The following is an 18,193-nucleotide window of genomic DNA, read 5'->3' on the forward strand; positions in this document are numbered from 1 at the left end:
CGCGCCACGCCCACATGATGCGGCAAGCCCACGTGATGCGCCACGTCCAGCTGATGCGGCAAGCCGACATGGCGCGCCACGCCCGCCTGATGCGCCGGGCCCACATGATGCGGCAGGCCCATATGGCGCGCCAAGTCCACGTGATGCGCCGGGCACACACGGCCGCACCGAGTGCACGTGATGCGCCGGGGCCGTGTGGTGCGCCAGGCCCACATGGCCGCGCCAAGCCCACATGGCCGCGCCAAGCCCACATGGCCGCGCCAAGCGCACGTGATGCACCGGGCCCCTGTGATGCGCCAGGCCCGCGTGATTGCGCAGGCCCGCGTGGTGCGGCGGGGCCGTGTGGTGCGGCGGGTGCGGGCACGTAGGGTGGCTGAGCGTGACTGGGCGTGGGCGCGGCGGACGGTGGGTTCGGATCGTGCCCGCGGTGTACAGCCTGGTGCTGGCGCTGGTCGTGGTGGGGCCGCTGCTCGGGTCCGGATATCTGCTGCTGCGGGACGCGGTGACGACGCCGCGGTCGTATCTCACCGACTCGGCGCTGGGATTGGGGGATGCGGCCCCGCGGGCCGTGCCGCAGGATTGGCTGCTCGCGATCCTCTCGACGGTGGTGGACGGCGGGGTCGTCGTCAAAGTGATCCTGGTGGGGGCGCTGTGGGCGGCGGGCGGCGGCGCGGCGGCGCTGGCACGACGGTTCCTCGGGGTCGGCCTCGCGCCGCAAATGGTGGCGGCCACCGTCGCGGTGTGGAACCCGTATGTGGCCGAGCGTCTGCTGCAGGGGCATTGGAGCCTGCTCGCCGGATACGCGGCGCTGCCGTGGACGGCCCTGGCGGCCCAGCGAATTCGCACCTTGCTGCCGCGCCGGACCGAACGTGCGGCGCAGGAGCCGACGCCCCGGCCCGGCGCAGCCACCTCGGGCGCGGACAATCCGGATCACCACGCCCCGCGAACCCGGACGGGCGACGACGCACCGCCGGAAACTATTGTTCCGGAAGCAGAAACACAGCCTCAGCCCCAGTCGCATCAGCTCGAAACACAGCACCGGCGTGGACGACGCCACCGGATCGGACCGGCCGCGGTAGATGTCTCCGGGCCGATGCTGACGGCCGCAATGGATTCCGAGCATCGGCGAAGGTGGCGCGGCCACAGGCTGTCGGCATGGCTGACGCTCGGCGGAACGCTGGCGGCCGCGGGGTTGACGCCGACGGGGGCGATACTCGCAGGTTTTGTCGCCGTGCTGCTGGTCGGGCGGCGCAATGTGCTCGGGACGGTCGGGCTCTGGTGTCTGGCCTCGGCGCCGTGGCTGGTGGCCACCGCGCTGTCGGGGGCGGGGGCCGAGCCCTCGGATCCGGCGGGCATCGCGGCGTTCGCGGCGCGCGCGGAACCGGGTCTCGGCACGATCGGCAGCCTGGCCGGACTCGGCGGGATCTGGAACGCACAGGCCGTACCCGGTTCGCGCACAACGCTGTTCGCACTGGTGGGGACGATCGTGCTGCTCGCCATTGTCGCGACGGGCGTCCGGCGCGTGGCCGCCTCCGGGGCCGCGCGCACCCATCTCGACGACAGCCCGGAACAGTCGGTGGCAGGACCGGATGCCGACACGGCCACCCGGTACGCTCGGCGAACACTGCTCGTGCTCGCCGCCGCGGCGATCGTGCTGCCCGCGCTGGGGGCCACCGGATGGGGTGTGCACTTCGGCGAGTTCCTCGTGGCCCGCGTGCCGGGCGCCGGATTGCTCCGCGACACACAGAAATACGTCGCCCTCGCCATGCCCGCGTTCGCCCTGTGCGCCGCGGCCGGTTGTCACGCCATCGGAACTCGCGGACGCCGCACCAGTCGCGCCCCGGCCATCGACGGGACATCAGCGCACCACGGCGGTGAAAGCCATACACGGGACGATCGCGCCATAACGCCTGGAGTGGCCCTGACCGCAACGCTTTTCATTGCCCTGCTGATCGCGGTCCTACCCGACCTGGCGTGGGGCGTGGGCGGCGCGCTGCGGCCGGTGCACTATCCGGCGGGTTGGGCGCGGGTTGCCGCGCGGCTGGACGGGCCGGGCGATGTTGCGGTGCTGCCGGGCGGGATGTTCCGCGAATTCCCTTACAGCGGTAGGGTTCCGGTGTTGGATCCGGCGCCCAGAATGCTGCCGCGCGATGTGCTGCAGACCGGTGAGCTGCCGGTGCGCGGTGGTGTGGTCGCCGGGGAGGGCACCCGCGCCCGCGCGGTCGAGCGGTTGCTGCTCAGCGGTGCGGCGCCCGCACCGCTGGCGGCCCGGGGAGTCGGCTGGATCCTGGTGGAGCACAACACGCCTGGGCCGCTCGGCGACTCGAAAACCACTCTGGCCCAGTTGAACACCGTCTACTCGGATGACGATCTCACCCTGTATCGGGTCGCGACGCCCGCGGATCTGCGGCCGGCATCGCGAGCGGCCGACCGGCGCATCGCAATCGGCGCACACCTGGTCTGGGCGTTGCTACTCGCAGTGCCGGTGGCGGCCTTGACGACGCGGGCCCGGCCGAACAGCGCCAGAACTAGGCCGATTCCGGCTCCCGGCCGGTGATCAACCCGGTGGCATAGCCACCGCGCGCCACGGCGCACAGCACCTCGTGGACGCCGTTGGCGGTCAGCTCCCAGGAGAATTCCCGGGCCCGGGCGCGGGCCTTCTCGCCCATGACGGTGCGGGTTTCGGCGGCGGCGAGCAGGTCGCCGACCGCCTCGGTCAGCTGCGCGGCGTCGTCGACCAGGATTCCGGTGGCGCCGTCGACGATGGAATCGGTCAGTCCGCGCGACCCGCGGTATCCGACCGTGGCGACGCCGTGCTGGGCCGCCTCGATCACCGCCAGCCCCCACCCCTCTTTGCGCGAGGGCAGCACGTGTACCCATGCGCGAGAGAGCAATTCGTGCTTGCGGGTCTCCTCGACGTGGCCGTGGAAGGTGACCGAATCGGCGATATCCAGTTCGCGCGCACGGCTTTTCAGGTTCTCGGCCCACCAGCCGCCGCCGATCACGTCGAGATGCAGGTCCGGGTGGCGGGCCCGTAGCCCGGCCACCACCGCGAGCGCGTCCTCGATCTGCTTGTGCGGCACCAGCCTCGACAGCACCACCAGGCTCGGGTGCGCGGTGCGGGTCTGCGCCGCGCCGGTGGGCACCTGCTCCGGCACCGGTTCGGCGCCGTTGCGCACCACCGCGATGCGCCCGCCGTCGACCCCCAGCGAGGTGAGCTCCTCCGCCGACGGCAGCGAAACCGTCAGATACTGATTGCGCCGGTGCGCCCACGGGGACAGCCGAGATTCGATCCACCAGCCCACGCGCCCCACCCAGCGCCCGGCGACCGGCCACTGCTCGCGGTGGCCGTGATGCACCAGCACCACCGCGGGCGCCCGCGTCGCCAGGCGCGCGAAGAAGGGGATGCCGTTCTGGGTGTCGATCACCGCGTCCGGCTGGACACCGCGCAGCGGGCCGAGGCCGAGGCGGCCGCACAGGATCGCCGCCAGGGCTCGCGGATAGACCGTGTAGCGCCCCCCGGCCCGGCTGATGTCGATGCCGTCGAGCTGTTCGCGCCGGCGCGCACCGGGGTAGTGCGCGGTGCGCAGCGTCACCTTCACCCCGCGCGCCGCCAGCGCGGCACCGACCTGCTCCAGATACCGCTCGCTGCCGCCGCCCTGCGGATGCCCCGTATCTCGCCAGCACAGCAGCAGTACCTCGCGTACGCCGGAGGCGGGCGGAGCGGTCAGGTGTGCCACAGACTTCCCGTCGGGCCCGGGGAAACCGGTATCGGGCACAGCGCACTCCAGGTCGTTCTCGGACGGATGAGATGACAATCCGCTCCACCCTAGCGGCCGGATCCGTGATCGGAGCTGAGGGATCGCTGTGCAAAACTGAGGCGCCATGCAACGCCCCGCCACACCGCATCTCGAGCCCGGGACCGGATCACCGTCCCAGCGCCGGGCCACACCCCGCTTCGCGCGCCGCGCAACCCTGCGCCGGTCGCTGCGGCTGCTCGGCAGTTTCCGGTTCGAGCAGACCGATCCGGCGCGCTTTTACGGCGGTATCGCCGCCGACACCGCCGATATGGTGGCCGACTTCTTCCGCGACCTGACCGGACGCGACCTGACCGGCGTCACCGCGCTCGACGTCGGCGGCGGGCCCGGCTATTTCGCCGACGAGTTCGGCGCGGCCGGGGCGCGGTACATTCCGGTCGAACCGGATCCGACGGAGATGCACGCCGCGGGCCTGACCGTGCCGGGCGCGGTGCGCGGTTCGGGCATGGCCCTGCCGTTCCGCGACGACGCGGTCGATATCTGCCTGTCCTCGAATGTGGCCGAGCATGTGCCGGCGCCGTGGCTCATGGCCGAGGAGATGCTGCGCGTGACGCGGCCGGGCGGACTGATGGTGCTGTCCTACACGGTCTGGTCGGGCCCGTTCGGCGGGCACGAGACCGGACCCTGGCACTATCTGGGCGGCGAGTACGCCGCGCGCCGCTATCGGCGGCGCACGGGCCGCGAGCCGAAGAATCGCTTCGGGGTCTCCCTGTTCGCGGTGCGCGCCGCCGACGGGCTGCGCTGGGCATCGGCCGCAAGCGGTTCGCGCGCAACGATTCTCGCCGTTTTCCCGCGGTACCACCCGCGCTGGGCGTGGTGGCTGGTGCGGGTGCCGGGTATTCGGGAACTACTGGTCAGCAATCTGGTCGTGGTGGCCACCAAGCGCTGACACTCCGAGCCGCCATTAGCGCTCCAATCGCCCGCGGCGCCAGAAGCGGCCGCCGCCCGCGCATTCCGGCTCCTGCCAGGGCGGTTCCTGCATCGCCAGACCGACGGTCTCGAGCGGGGTGAGGCCGACCGTGCACGCTAGCGCGCGCACCGCCGCTACCGCCTCCGCGGCCTGTAGCGCCGCTGCCGCCTGCTCCAGCGTCAGCGTCCGGCCCGGCAGGAAGGATACGACCCATCCGCCCGTACCGACGGATCTTGCCTGATGCGGCGTCTGATCGCTGGTCATCAGCGATCTACCGACCACTTGCACCGCCACGACGCGCACTCCCCTGCGATTGCATTTGAAAAATCATTCTCTGCAGCCAGCTATCAGCATGCTCCGCCATCGGGGGAAACGCAATAGTGCGTTCTGCGAAAAGCGAACCGGCAGGTAGGATTTCGTGATTTGGGATGCCTGAAGATAACTGACGGGGCCGCTGTTATTACCCACCCCACCGACTCCGCAAGCTCCGTCGGCTCACCGTCCCCGTATCGGCGGCTACTGATCGTCGGAGGCTCGCACGCGCAGCACGGCCGCGGGAATCTGGCCCGGACGCCGCGGCGGATCCACGACATCCACCTCCCACCCCGGCGGCAGGACCTGCTGCAGGCGCTGCCCGGCGCGCTGCAGCGGGGTGCTCGGGGGCAAATGGTCCTCGGCTACCTCCGGGACAACGGGTATATCGAACTCCAAATCGGTCACGCCCACCACCTCCACGCATTCGGCCTCCGCCGACGGAGAGCGAGCGCTGGCCGCCGACGACGGTATGGCATTCAGTTCAGGGACCTGAGATGTAGAACACCCCGAGAATAAGCCACCGCGGGCCGTCGGCGGGCATCGTTTCCGAATGCACGAAAAACCGCCCGTGCCGTTGGAGGAAACGACACGGGCGGTTGGTATTCCGGGCACTCAGCCCAGGCGCTCCTTGAGCGCCTCGAATTCGTCGCGCAGACCCGTGGGCAGCTTGTCGCCGATGAACTCGAACCACTCCTCGATGAGCGGAATCTCCCGGCGCCACTCCTCGGGGTTGACGTTCAGCGCCTCGTCGACATCGGCCGCAGCCACATCCAGGCCCACCAGATCGAGGTTCGCGGCGAGTGGCACATTGCCGATCGCGGTGGACTGCGCCTCCGCGGAGCCCTCGATGCGGTTGACGATCCACTCCAGCACGCGGGAGTTCTCGCCGAATCCGGGCCACAGGAAGCGGCCGTCCTCGCCGCGCCGGAACCAGTTGACGTAGAAGATCTTCGGCAGCTTGGCCGCGTCGGCGTTCTTGCCGAGGTTGATCCAGTGGCCCAGGTAGTCGCCCACGTGGTAGCCCATGAACGGCAGCATCGCCATCGGATCGCGGCGCACCGTGCCGACCTTGCCCTCGGCGGCGGCGGTCTGCTCCGAGGACAGCGTGGCGCCCATGAACACGCCGTGCTGCCAGTCGAAAGACTCGGTCACCAGCGGCACCGTCGTCTTGCGGCGGCCACCGAACAGGATCGCCGAGATCGGCACGCCGTGCGGGTCGTCCCACTCGGGCGCCAGCGTCGGGCATTGCGACATCGGCGTGCAGTAGCGCGAGTTCGGGTGGGCGGCAAGGGTTTCGGTCTCCCGCAGGAACCAGTCGTTACCCTTCCAGTCGATCAGGTGATCGGGCTCGCCCTCGAGGCCCTCCCACCACACGTCGCCGTTGTCGGTGCGCGCGACGTTGGTGTAGACCGTGTTGCCCGCCTCGACGGTGGCCATGGCGTTCGGGTTGGACTTGTGGTTGGTGCCCGGGGCGACGCCGAAGAAGCCGAACTCCGGGTTCACCGCGTACAGGCGGCCGTCCTTGCCGAAGCGCATCCAGGCGATGTCGTCGCCCAGGGTCTCCGCGCGCCAGCCCGGCACCGTCGGCTCGATCATCGCGAGATTGGTCTTACCGCAGGCGCTCGGGAAGGCGGCCGCGACGTAGTAATTCTTGTTCTCCGGCGAGATCAGCTTGAGGATGAGCATGTGCTCGGCCAGCCAGCCCTCGTCGTGCGCCATCGCCGAGGCGATGCGCAGCGAGTAGCACTTCTTGCCCAGCAGCGCGTTGCCGCCGTAACCCGAGCCGTAGCTCCAGATCTCGCGGTCCTCGGGGAAGTGGGTGATGTACTTGGTGTCGTTGCAGGGCCACGGCACATCGGCCTGCCCCTGCGCCAGCGGCGCGCCGACCGAGTGCAGGGCCTTGACGAACGGCTTGTCCGTGCCCAGCTTCTCCAGCGCGGCGCTGCCCATGCGGGTCATCACGCGCATCGAGACCACCACGTACTCGGAGTCGGTGATCTCGACGCCCAGCTTCGGATCCTCGGCGCCCAGGGGGCCCATGCAGAACGGCACCACAAACATGGTGCGGCCCTTCATGGAGCCGCGGTACAGCTCGGTCATCGTCGCGCGCATCTCGGCGGGATCGACCCAGTTGTTGGTGGGGCCGGCGTCCGCCTCGCTGCGCGAGCAGATGAACGTGCGCGACTCCACCCGCGCGACGTCGGAGGGATCCGACAGCGCCAGGAAGGAGTTGGGCTTCTTGGACTCGTTGAGCCGCTGGAACGTACCGGCCTCGACCAACTGGACGGTCAGCCGGTCCCACTCCGCGTCGGAACCGTCCGCCCACACCACCCGATCGGGCTCGGTGAGTTCTGCGACCTCCCGCACCCAGGCGAGCAGCCCTGCGTGCTGGGTCGGTGCGGTGCCATCGGATCCGTGAAGACCAGGAATGGTCGCTGAGGTCATGAAAACTCTCCTGAGATGGGCGGCTCGGGTGTGGTGAGCTTGCAGCCGGAACGGCCCACAACACCGGGAAAGCCACCATTGGCGGTAAAGGCACCCACTCCGACTTGCCAACAGCTGGGCTGCATACCAGAACGGCGCGGATGCCCATGTTCCTTAGGTAAAGAGGTTAACGCGATGTGACGGCGAGTACGGAATGGGGTTCCTCACTCGGTACCCCGCCGAGATGGACCGCAACCTCGGGCGCGAGAAACATCACGAATCGGCCGTTTCCCGGAAATGCGCCGTTCCGGAGTGTTAGAAAGTCCCTCGCGCCCTCGGTATCACCGCGCAGCAAATTCCGCGTTCGCACCGATCAGTGCTGGGTGGCGGCGGATTCCAGAATCTCGAGGTCACGCCGGCAGGCGGCCAGTTGCGCGGGCTGGCGGGAATTGAGTTCACGCACCTGGGACTCCAATTCCGCAATGCGGCGGTCCGTTTCCACCACTCGCGCGGTCGTCGTCAGCACGACCAGATCGGTGAGCCGTGACTCCGCCTCCACCAGCGCCGTCGAGACCCGTTGCTCCAGCTGGGCCTTCACGTTCACCAGCGCATCGTTCACCCACTGCCGCAGGTGCGCCCGATCGGCGATGCGCCCGCGCGCCCGCACCACCCAGTAGGCCACCGCGGCCCCGAGCAGCAGCGTGACCGGAATCGTCGCGTAATTCAGCGCGGGAACCAGCGTGAGTGGGGCAACCACGAGCCGGCCCAGACCGAACCCGCCCGAGGCGCCCAGCGCGATCATCAAGTGATCTTCCACACCCCGATGCCGGGGTTCGGGATCGGGACCCACCCGCGGCGGCGGATCCGTGCGCGGCAACAGCGCGTTCGCCTCGGCGGATTCCGGCGCGGGACCGGTGACAGCCGCGACCTGGCGGGACAGCTCCGCCAGCCGACCGGTCAGCACGCCGTCCAGCTCCGCGGTCAGCTGATTCACCGACAGCTGCAGCTGCTCGGGATAGGTCTTGGCCTCGGCGCGGCTGAGCCGGTCCAATTCCGTTCTGGCCGAGGCGTTCAGCGCCCGGATGCGGGCGCCCGTCTCATGCAGCAGGTCCACCCGCGCCAGGTGCATGCGATTGCGCAGCGCCGACATCGCCTGGGCGCGGCCGCCGTCGCGGCCGGCCAGCAGCGTCGCACGCTCGGCGCGGAGGCGGGCCACCGCCGCACCGGAGTTCAGCTCCGCGGCCTGATCGACGATGCGCTGGCGGGTGTCGGCCAGCACCCTGGTGATCGCGGCCGCCAGTCGGCCCTGCGCCGGGCCCGCGACCGACGCGGCGGTCAGCCGGGCGTGCAGGACGGCCAGGCCGGAGCGGTCCAGGAGCGCGGCGTCACCGGAACCGCGCGCCGCCACCGCCAGCCGCGCCGAGACCGGCACGATCCGCGGATCGGCACCCAGCACCGGCGACAGCAGCGCGGTGTTGCGGTCCAGCACCGCCCGCCAGTCCGGATGGGCATGAATTCCGTTCATGGCGAACAGGATTCGAGTGTCGTCGGCACACAGGCGGCCCACCAGATCCAGGGTGGTCGCGCCGAGCGTGGCCCCGGCGTCGAGCAGCAGCAGCGCGACGGGCGGGGCGCCGAAGGCCGGGCCCACCATCGCCGGATCCGCGATCGGATCGGTGAGATCGACGCGCGGTTCGAAACGGGCCAATTCGGTGCGCAGCAGCACGGTATTGGCGTCGGCCGGACCGATCAGGGCCACCGACGTGGCGCCGTTCGCGCGGCCGTCGGGGCCCGCGGCGCCGCCCCGGGCGGCCCGTAACAGCGCCGCCCCCTGCGGGTTCCAGCGCGCCACGACGGCCTGTACCTCGGGCGGCAGGTCCGCGGTCGCATCGGATGCCGCATCCGAGGGTGCGGGTGGATCAGAGTCCGGCACTGCTCATCCGCTCGAACAGCCGGACATACCCGTTGTGCACCCGGAGCGCGGCCCGCCGGGCCGCGGCGGGCATATCGCTGGACACCACCGCGCGCCAGCGCTGGGCCCGCGCCACCGCATCATCGGCGTCGGCCGGATACGGCGAGGGGTATCCCGCGGCTAGGTGGATGACCTCCGGGCAGGCCAGGCCGGCCCGCAGGCCGATCCACAGCGCCTCGTCCCCGGCCAGGTAGTCCTCGATCAGATCCCGGGCCCGGCCCGCGCCCACGCCGCCGGCCCGCGCGCCCAGGCGGGCCAGTTCGTCGAGGAATTCCCCGCCGCGCCGCGCGCCGACCTGCTCGTACCGGCGGTGCAGCAGGGCGTGGACGGGATCGATCCCGCTGACCGCGTGCAAGATCTGCCGCACCGGCTGCGGCCCGAGATCCGGATCGCGGTGCAGCGCGGCCATCGCCGTGGACACGCCGAACAGTCCCCAGCGGCCGACGACGGCCTCACGGTCGGCCACGTCGGGCCCGAAATCCGTGCCGGTGAACAGTTCCGTGGTCAGCGTGAACGACGGATCGGCCGTGCCCGCGTGCCGCCGCAGCGTGGTCAGGTCCTGCTCGGCCGGGGTGCCGGCGCGGGTGCGCACGGCCAGCTCGGCCACCACCGGCAGGGTCGCCATGCCCATCTCGTAGGCGCATTGATCGACCGCCGCCACCGCGTCGGCCCACCGCGAACCGACCGCGTCGGCCTTGTTCAGCACGATCAGCGTGCGATCGCGCGGCAGTCCGGACAGCACGGCGCGATCACCCGCCTGCAGCGTCGAGGCCAGCACGTAGACCACCAGGTCCGCGTCCAGGACCGGATCCGGCGTGTTCGGCGCATCCACGGGCGCGGTCTCCTCCGCCGACATCAGCGCCAGCGCATGCAGCAGCGTCGTCTTGCCGGCCCCGGCGCGCCCGGTCACCTGAATGCGCGCGGGACGCTGCCAGGCCTGCGCGGCGGCGACGACCTGCTGAGCGACCTGCGGATCGGTCCCCGGGCCGGTCCGCAGATTCGCGATCAGCTGATCGAGCTCCGGCGCGGGTCCCTGCGACGACAGCGCTTCTGTAGGCACGGTCCTACCCCCTTCCGGCGGGCAATTCTCGCAGAACTGACCCGGTTTGTCGGCACGGAACACCGTATTCCCCCGCCGAATATCGACCCCCGCCCCCACCCCGTCAAGCCGTACCCGCCAAACGCACTCTCATCGGGCACACGCACCCGTTCCACGGTCCCGCGCCGAATAACTCCGGACACACTTTGCCCGAATTGTGTCTTTAATCACAACTCGGCATTGGGAATCGGCAATTGCGGGCGGGTGTTCTTTTGAGAGACAGCACAATTCGGAGTCGGCTAGCTTTTCGGGCGAATGTCCAATCGCATACTCTCAGGCGATCGGCGAGGATGCGTCGATACGCGGCAGCGCCGCATCGACGAAGTACGCAGAGCACCGCCCCGCCCGGCAGCCCGGGCATACGGGCCGGTCGCCGGAGCAACGAGGAGGTTGCGATGACCGTCATCGAGGACGTCATCGGACGGGGCGAGGGAGTATCGGCAGGCGGACCGCATGTGGTCACGACCACCGCACAGACGGGCACCGAAGGCTCCCGGCACCCACTGCTTCCCTCCCGCGACCCCTTTCTGGTCCCACCGGCCGGCCTGGCCAGGTACGCGCCCGGCACCATCCTGCGCAGCCGCACGGTGCGGATCGGCCTGCTCGGGGTAATTCCGCAGCAGGTCTCGGCCTGGCAGCTGCTCTATCGCAGCAACGACATGCACGGCGAGGCCGAGGCGGCGGTCACCACCGTGCTGCTCCCGGCGGGTGCGGATCCCGACGCCGAACGCCCGCTGCTGGCCTTCGAATCGGCTGTCGACGCGACCGCGGAACAGGGCGCGCCCTCCTACGCCCTGCGGATGGGCGCCAACGCACCCGGTTCGATCACTCAGCTGGAATGGATGCTGGTCGCGGGCGCCCTGCGCCGCGGCTGGGCAGTGAGCATCGCCGACCACGGGGGCCCGCACGGCAATTTCGGCGCGCCACGCGAGCCGGGCTACCGCTCCCTCGACGGCATCCGTGCCGCGCTGCGCTTCGCCCCGCTCGGCCTGCACTCCCGCACGCCCGTCGCGGTCTGGGGATACTCCGGCGGCGGCATGGCCGGATCCTGGCTGGTGGAGATGGCCCCGTCCTACGCACCCGAGCTCGATATCGTCGGCGCGGTGCTGGGCGCGCCGGTCGGCGATCCGGAACTGGTCTTCCGCCGGGTCAACGGCGGCCCGTTCGCAGGATTCCCGCCGATCATGATCGCTGCGCTGCGCCGCCTGTATCCCGCATTGGATCGCATCCTGGACGCCGAGCTGAACACCGAGGGGCGGCGCCTGCTGGATCTGGCCGCGCGGCTGGCGCCCATCATCGCGCTGCCCCGCCTGGCCCATCGCGACGTCGGCGACTATCTCGACCGGCCGCTCGATGAGGTGCTGGCCGAGCCGGAGCTCCAGGAGATGTTCTCCGAGCTGCGCCTGGGCGGGCACATTCCGCGCTGCCCGCTGCTGGTGCTGCAGCCGGTGCACGACGAGGTCGTCACGGTCGATGCCATCGACGAGCAAGTCGAGCGCTACCGTCGCGGTGGCGCGAATGTGACCTACCTGCGCGATCGGCTCAGCGAGCATTTCACCCTGTTGCCGCTGGCAACCCCGCTGAGCCTGGACTGGCTGGCGGACCGAATCGCCGGACGACCGGTGTGCAATGCCGGCACCCGGACCGTCTGGTCGGTGCTGGCGGATTCCTCGAGCTGGCGCGGCCTGCTCGAAATGACCGCCACGGCAACACGAGTCGCGCTGGGCCGGCCGTTGCGGCAGCGGGAACAGCCGCGGCCGCGGCCGGTCGGCACGATGGCCGCCTGAGCAGCCGCACCGCCCCCGCGGGCCCGCCGGACACCGCACGCATCGGCGTGGATGCCCGGCGGCGCGGCGCGGTGATATGTACGCTGCCTGCTGCCCTGATCATCGAATACTGGACAATGGACGCCGTGAACGACGCCGCGAACCACACTGCCGAGTCAGTCCCCGGGCCGCGGTCCACAGGATCGGCCCCGCTCACCACGCCGCACACCGCATCGGATTCGGCCGCGAATTCCGCGCCGCGGCGAGCCGGGGACGACGCACCACTGCCGAGCGTGGGGACCGCACCCGGCGCCGCGCAGCCCGTCGCGCGGGCCGGGGAACCGGGGCCCGCCGATGCGACCGGACCGGGCCATCCGACCGGATCCCGCCTGCACCCCCGGGTCACCAGCTTCCGGTCGCGCCGCGGCGCGCTAACCGCAACTCAACAGCAATCGTGGGCCCGGATGTGGCCGCGCATCGGCCGCGACGTCGGCGACGAGCGCCTGGACGCCGCCGCCTGGTTCGGCCGCGAGGCGCCCCTGATCATCGAGATCGGTTGCGGCACCGGCACCGCGACGGCCGCCATGGCGCAGGCCGAACCGCAGTTCGATCTGATCGGCATCGAGGTGTACAAGCCCGGCCTGGCACAGCTGGTACAGCGCCTCGAGCGCGAGGGCATCGAGAATGTCCGGCTGTTGCGCGGAGATGCGGTGGACGTCCTCGAAAACATGATTGCCGAAAGTTCTCTCACTGGCGTTCGAGTCTTCTTCCCCGACCCGTGGCCCAAGGCCCGGCACCACAAGCGGCGACTACTCCAGCCCGCCACCATGGCACTCATCGCCAGCCGCCTGCGCCCCGGCGGAATCCTGCACGTGGCTACCGACCACGCCGAGTACGCCGAGCACATCGCCGCGGTCGGCGCCGCAGAGCCACAGCTCATCGGCCTGAACGAGGCCGCGGGCGGCGATCGCGAGCACGCACGCACCCCCACCCCGATCGGCTTCGACCGGCCCGTCACCAAATTCGAAAGCAAGGCGCATCGGGCCGGAAGCGCCATCACCGAGCTCATTTGGGGGAAGATCGACTCATGAGCGTGCGAAGCGAGCGAACAATTAGCTCAGCCAGCCCGGCCATGCCCGGCACCCCGGGGGCCATGTCATGACGGTCAGTGAGATCGACCGCGATGTGATGGACGTCGCCGAGATGGTCGAGGGCGGCGGCGAGAGCACCCCGTCCGCCCCGGCCGCGGCGGCCTCGGGCGGCGCCACCCCGCAGGGCGGGGCCACCGACGTGCGGAGAGTGCTGCTGGTCTGGGACGCGCCGAACCTCGACATGGGTCTGGGCGCGATTCTCGGCGGGCGGCCCACCGCGGCCTACCGGCCCCGCTTCGACGCGCTGGGGCGCTGGCTCCTGGCCCGTACCGCCGAACTCTCGGTCGGCAACACGCAGCGGGTGGAGGCCGAGGCCACCGTCTTCACCAACATCGCCCCCGGCACCGCCGATGTGGTGCGGCCGTGGGTGGAGGCCCTGCGCAACGTCGGCTACGCGGTCTTCGCCAAGCCCAAGATCGACGAGGACTCCGATGTGGACAGCGACATGCTGGCCCATATCGAATTGCGCCGCCGCGGCGCCGGCCTGGCGGGCATCATGGTGGCCTCGGCCGACGGCCAGGCGTTCCGCGAGCCGCTCGAGGAGATCGCGGCGAGCGGAGTTCCGGTGCAGGTGCTCGGATTCCGCGAGCACGCGAGCTGGGCCGTGACGTCCGATATCCTCGACTTCATCGACCTCGAGGACATCCCGGGCGTGTTCCGTGAACCGCTGCCCCGGGTCAGCCTCGAGTCGTTGCCCGACGAAGGAGCATGGCTGCAGCCCTTCCGGCCGCTGTCGGCGCTGCTCACCTCCCGCCCCGCGCAAGGAGTCGCTTAGTGTTCACCCGCTGGGGCGATCTGGTCTACCGATTCCGATTCGCCGTACTTGGTGTCATGGTGGCCGGTCTACTCGGCCTGGGCGCATTCGGACTCAATCTGGCCGACCATCTCAGCTCCAGCGGGTGGGACGATCCCGGCTCGGAGTCGACGCAGGCGGCCGAGATATTGGATTCGACCTACGGTCGCGACCACGCCGGCGACGTCATCGTGCTGTACACGGCGCCGGACGGTAAGACCGTCGACGATCCCGCCTTCCAGCAGACGGTCGTCAACAGCCTGAACAACCTGCCCAAGAACCACCCCGACCAGATCAGCCGGGTCTACATCGCGCCCTGGAAGGTCACCGGCGTCGTCAACTACTCGCCGACGATCACCATCTCCAAGGACCGCAAGGTCGCCTTCGCCACGATCGCGCTCAAGGGCGACGACGACACCTCGACGATGCAGAACTTCCGGGAGGTCAAGGACGCCTTCGACATTCCGGGCGTCAACGTCCAGGTGGCCGGCCTGCAGGCGGTCGCGGGCACGCTCAACGACACCATCGCCGAGGATATCCATCGCATGGAGATCCTGGCCATCCCGGCCGTGGCCGTGCTGCTGTTCTTCATCTTCGGCGGCGTCGTGGCCGCGGCGCTGCCGCTGATCGTCGGCGGACTCACCGTCATCGGCGCCAACGGCATCGTCATGGGCATCACGAAGCTCACCGACGTGAACTCCTTTGTGGGCGCGGTCGTCTCGATGGTCGGCCTGGGCCTGGCCATCGACTACGGCCTATTCATCGTGAGCCGCTTCCGCGAGGAGCTGGCCGACGGCTACGACACCCGCGCGGCGGTGCGCCGCTCGGTGATGACCGCGGGCCGCACCGTCGCCTTCTCCGCGACCATGATCATCGCGGCCAGCGCGAGCATGCTGCTGTTCCCACAGGGCTTCCTCAAATCCCTCGCCTACGGCACGATCGCGACCGTCGGGCTGGCCGCACTGGCCTCGCTCACGATCCTGCCCGCCATCCTGAGCATTCTCGGGCGGCGCGTCGATATGCTGGGCCTGAAGTGGTTCCGCAAGACCAAGACCACCGAGGAGATCGAGAACGGCCTCTGGGGCCGGTGCGTGCAGTGGGTGATGAAACATCCGCTCAAGGTGGCGGTGCCGCTGTGCATCCTGCTGCTCCTGCTGATCATCCCGGTGAAGAATCTGCAGTTCGGCGGCATCAGCGAGACCTACCTGCCGCCGGACAATCCGACCCGCATGGCGCAGGCGGAATTCGATCGGCTGTTCCCGGAGCGGCGCACCGACCCGATCAACCTGGTCATCGAGACCAAGAACACCACCGAGATCAGCGGCGTGCTCGCGGAGGCGAACAAGGCGCCCGGTCTGGTCGGGCACTTCCAGCTCACGACGCCGCCACCCAGCGGATCCGATGTCTGGCAGGTCTCCACGACGATCCAGGATCCCGCACACCCCAGCGACACCATCGATTATCTGCGATCGATCCCCCTGCCCGCCGACGTGCAACTATTGGTCGGCGGTTCCCCGGCGGTAATGATGGACAGCGTCAACGCGCTCCTGAACCGGATGCCGCTGATGATCATCCTGGTCGTCCTGATCACCACGCTGCTGATGTTCCTGACCTTCGGTTCGCTGGTGCTGCCGATCAAGGCCGCGCTGATGAGCGCCCTGGGCCTGGGCTCGACGCTGGGCATCCTGACCTGGATCTTCATCGACGGTCACGGGGCCGGGCTGATGAATTTCACGCCACAGCCGATCACCGCGCCGGTGCTGGTGTTGATCATTGCACTCATCTACGGCCTGTCGATCGACTACGAGGTCTTCCTGCTCTCACGGATGGTGGAGGCGCGCGCCCAGGGGGCCAGCACGACCGAGGCAGTGCGGATCGGCACCGCGCAGACCGGCCGCATCATCACCGCCGCCGCGCTGATCCTGCTCGTGGTGACCGGCGCGTTCGCCTTCTCCAAGCTGGTGATGATGCAGTACATCGCCTACGGCATGGTCTCGGCACTGCTCATCGACGCGACCGTGCTGCGCATGCTGCTGGTTCCGGCGACGATGAAACTGCTCGGCGACGACTGCTGGTGGGCGCCGGCGTGGATGAAGCGAATCCAGCAGAAGGTCGGCCTGGGCGAGCCCATCCTCGACGATGCGCGGCCCCAGGACGGCGAGGTCGTCGACCTGATCAAGACCACCCCGGTCACCGACCCGGTGACCATGCAGATTCCGATGATGCCCGACGGCACGCCGGTCAAGCAGGGGCGTAAGCCCCGGCGCCCGCGCTTCCTGCGTCACGTCGACCCCGAGGCGCCGACCGAGCGGATCGCGGAATCCCCGGCCGTCGAGTCGGATGCGGATGCCGCGCAGGGACTCATCGCGCCGGCGGCCGAGAAGCCGCAGCCGGGCCAGTCCACCCTGAACCTGCCGGATGCCACGGCGCCCGTCGAGTCGGCGGACGTCTCCGCCTCTCCCGCGATCTCACCTCCGCGTCAGCCGGGGCGCCCCGCGGTGCCCTCGGGCCTGCCGGACGCCGGGGTCGAGCACGCGGCGGGTGAGGCACCGCGGGATCCGGGCGCCGCGCCGCGGATCCTGCCGCCGCGGCCCACGCAGACCGGACCGGTGCCGCCGCATCCGGCCACCCGTGCCCAGCGGTATCAGCCGCACGAGACGGACCCGGCGAACGCCGCGCCCCTCACCGCGGCCACCGAGCCGGTACCCGCCACGGAATTGCACCGCCCGCAGGCGGATTCGCTGCCTCGGGCGGACTACACCCGGCCGCCGGTGGATCCGCCGCAGCACGCCGCGCCGGCCGCGCACGGCGAATCGCCGCGGCACGTCGCACCGCGCCCCGCGTCGGCGACGGAATCGTCGCGCCCGCAGGACGCCGACCGCAGCAGTATCGAACAGTGGATGGCCGATCTGCGCTCGTCGCGCCGCCGCTCGCTCGAATCCGATCCGGACGAGGGCAAGCACCACGACAGCGGCAACCGGACGGTCAGTGTGAACGAACTACTCCGCCGCCAGAACCGGGAGTCGTAGGGCTACCGCGCGCGGGCCATGCCCGCACGGATTTCGACGGCCACCGCGCCCGGGTCCTCCAGCATGGGGACGTGGCCGACCCCGGGCAGGGTGCGGGCCTCGATACCGGGCAGGGTTTCGGTCCGGCCCTGGAACCGGGCCGGAAGCACCCGGTCGTGCTCGCACAGCAGCACGGTGACCGGCGCCTCGATGTCGGCCAGGCGGGTGAATCCGGTTGCGAGCGTGGGGTCTTCGGCGAGATCGTCGACGATGTGGCAGTGCGCGGGCGCGGCGGCGCTGGCGGTGGCCAGGGCATGCGGCACCGCGGCGGGCCGGTAGGCCAGCAGCGGAATCACCAGGCTGCGCACCATCGGCGGGGCCGCGGCGCCCGCGCCGATCCCGATCACCGGGCCGAAGGCGCGGTACTTGCGGATCAGCTGCTGAGCGGCCTGGGCGTCGGAATCCCACAGGCCCCCGGGCGCGATGACCGTCACCGATCGGGCACGGCCGCGCGCGGCCAGCTCCAGCGCCAGCCATCCGCCCAGCGAGTTGCCCGCCACATGCACTGTGCTCCAGCCATTTTCGTCGAGTACGGACTCCGCGAAATCGGCTAGCGCCGCAAACGTCGCGGGTCGCGGCGCCTCGGGACCGCCCCAGTGGCCGGGCAGGGTGGGCGCCAAAACCTCGTGATCACTGGATAATTCGTCGAGCACCCCACCCCAGGACTCCCAGGTCAGCAGCAGGCCGTGCAGCAACAGCACGGGCGCGCCCCGGCCGGCACGATAGTACGGTTCCGGTTCGGCCGCGACACGCTTCACCATGGCGGGAACGATACCCGGGTGCCGCGGCGCGCACCGGCGGGCCGGAGGCGGCAGCGAAGCGTAACCACGCAGGCCCTCGGAAGCGCCGCCATGACACCGCACGACGTACCCGGGGG

General features: G+C 70.4%; 13 protein-coding genes. 6 read left to right on the top strand and 7 right to left on the bottom strand.

Annotated features, from left to right (window positions below; translation table 11 throughout):
• Window positions 1-379: 379 nt before the first annotated feature.
• A complete protein-coding gene (locus KO481_RS43555) occupies window positions 380-2,557 on the top strand; it encodes an MmpA family trehalose lipid delivery protein (RefSeq protein WP_504740218.1) in 2,178 nt (725 codons plus the stop codon).
• On the opposite strand, the gene KO481_RS32400 is transcribed toward KO481_RS43555, so the two are convergent.
• A complete protein-coding gene (locus tag KO481_RS32400) occupies window positions 2,529-3,731 on the bottom strand; it encodes a glycosyltransferase family 4 protein (RefSeq protein ID WP_245401835.1) in 1,203 nt (400 codons plus the stop codon). The two genes, KO481_RS43555 and KO481_RS32400, sit on opposite strands and share 29 nt — an antisense overlap.
• 154 nt (window positions 3,732-3,885) lie before the next feature.
• Here KO481_RS32400 and KO481_RS32405 point away from each other — a divergent pair, with 154 nt between their 5' ends.
• Window positions 3,886-4,707, top strand: coding sequence for a class I SAM-dependent methyltransferase (locus KO481_RS32405; protein WP_215922279.1), 822 nt, complete (start codon window positions 3,886-3,888; stop codon window positions 4,705-4,707).
• A gap of 15 nt (window positions 4,708-4,722) precedes the next feature.
• Here the strand turns inward: KO481_RS32405 and KO481_RS32410 are convergent, their stop codons facing one another.
• From KO481_RS32410 to KO481_RS32430, 5 genes are all read right to left on the bottom strand, one after another.
• Entirely contained in the window at window positions 4,723-5,022 is a 300-nt protein-coding gene (locus KO481_RS32410) for a hypothetical protein (protein WP_215922280.1), read from the bottom strand.
• A 222-nt stretch (window positions 5,023-5,244) separates the two neighbouring features.
• Complete coding sequence (locus KO481_RS32415; RefSeq protein WP_215922356.1) at window positions 5,245-5,448, bottom strand: hypothetical protein; 204 nt, start codon at window positions 5,446-5,448, stop codon at window positions 5,245-5,247.
• Between the two features lie 207 nt (window positions 5,449-5,655).
• Complete coding sequence (locus KO481_RS32420; RefSeq protein WP_215922281.1) at window positions 5,656-7,488, bottom strand: phosphoenolpyruvate carboxykinase (GTP); 1,833 nt, start codon at window positions 7,486-7,488, stop codon at window positions 5,656-5,658.
• A 352-nt stretch (window positions 7,489-7,840) separates the two neighbouring features.
• The gene (locus tag KO481_RS32425; RefSeq protein WP_215922282.1) at window positions 7,841-9,400 is read right to left on the bottom strand and encodes a P-loop NTPase family protein; all 1,560 of its coding nucleotides are present in this window, start codon (window positions 9,398-9,400) and stop codon (window positions 7,841-7,843) included.
• Window positions 9,387-10,499 carry a hypothetical protein gene (locus KO481_RS32430; RefSeq protein WP_215922283.1) on the bottom strand — a complete coding sequence of 371 codons (1,113 nt, stop codon included), beginning with the start codon at window positions 10,497-10,499 and terminating at the stop codon, window positions 9,387-9,389. Before KO481_RS32430 ends, KO481_RS32425 begins: the two co-directional genes overlap by 14 nt.
• A gap of 434 nt (window positions 10,500-10,933) precedes the next feature.
• On the opposite strand from KO481_RS32430, the gene KO481_RS32435 reads away from it, so the two are divergent.
• The 4 genes from KO481_RS32435 to KO481_RS32450 all read left to right on the top strand — a co-directional run bounded on the left by KO481_RS32435 (window position 10,934) and on the right by KO481_RS32450 (window position 17,277).
• Window positions 10,934-12,325 (top strand): lipase family protein, encoded by a 1,392-nt coding sequence (locus tag KO481_RS32435; RefSeq protein ID WP_215922284.1) that lies wholly within the window; start codon window positions 10,934-10,936, stop codon window positions 12,323-12,325.
• Window positions 12,326-12,441: 116 nt separating this feature from the next.
• Complete coding sequence (trmB, locus tag KO481_RS32440) at window positions 12,442-13,395, top strand: tRNA (guanosine(46)-N7)-methyltransferase TrmB (protein WP_245401785.1); 954 nt, start codon at window positions 12,442-12,444, stop codon at window positions 13,393-13,395.
• Between the two features lie 97 nt (window positions 13,396-13,492).
• Window positions 13,493-14,230 (top strand): NYN domain-containing protein, encoded by a 738-nt coding sequence (locus tag KO481_RS32445; protein WP_372452159.1) that lies wholly within the window; start codon window positions 13,493-13,495, stop codon window positions 14,228-14,230.
• Window positions 14,230-17,277, top strand: a complete 3,048-nt coding sequence (locus tag KO481_RS32450; protein ID WP_215922286.1) for an MMPL family transporter — start codon at window positions 14,230-14,232, stop codon at window positions 17,275-17,277. The genes KO481_RS32445 and KO481_RS32450 overlap by 1 nt, the downstream gene beginning before the upstream one ends.
• A 2-nt stretch (window positions 17,278-17,279) precedes the next feature.
• Here KO481_RS32450 and KO481_RS32455 read toward each other — a convergent pair whose 3' ends face one another.
• Window positions 17,280-18,077: an alpha/beta fold hydrolase gene (locus KO481_RS32455; protein ID WP_215922287.1), complete on the bottom strand. Its 798-nt coding sequence runs from the start codon at window positions 18,075-18,077 to the stop codon at window positions 17,280-17,282.
• Between the last annotated feature and the right edge of the window lie 116 nt (window positions 18,078-18,193).

It is taken from the genome of Nocardia albiluteola (assembly GCF_018860155.1).
In the GTDB taxonomy this organism is placed as follows: Bacteria; Actinomycetota; Actinomycetes; order Mycobacteriales; family Mycobacteriaceae; genus Nocardia; species Nocardia albiluteola.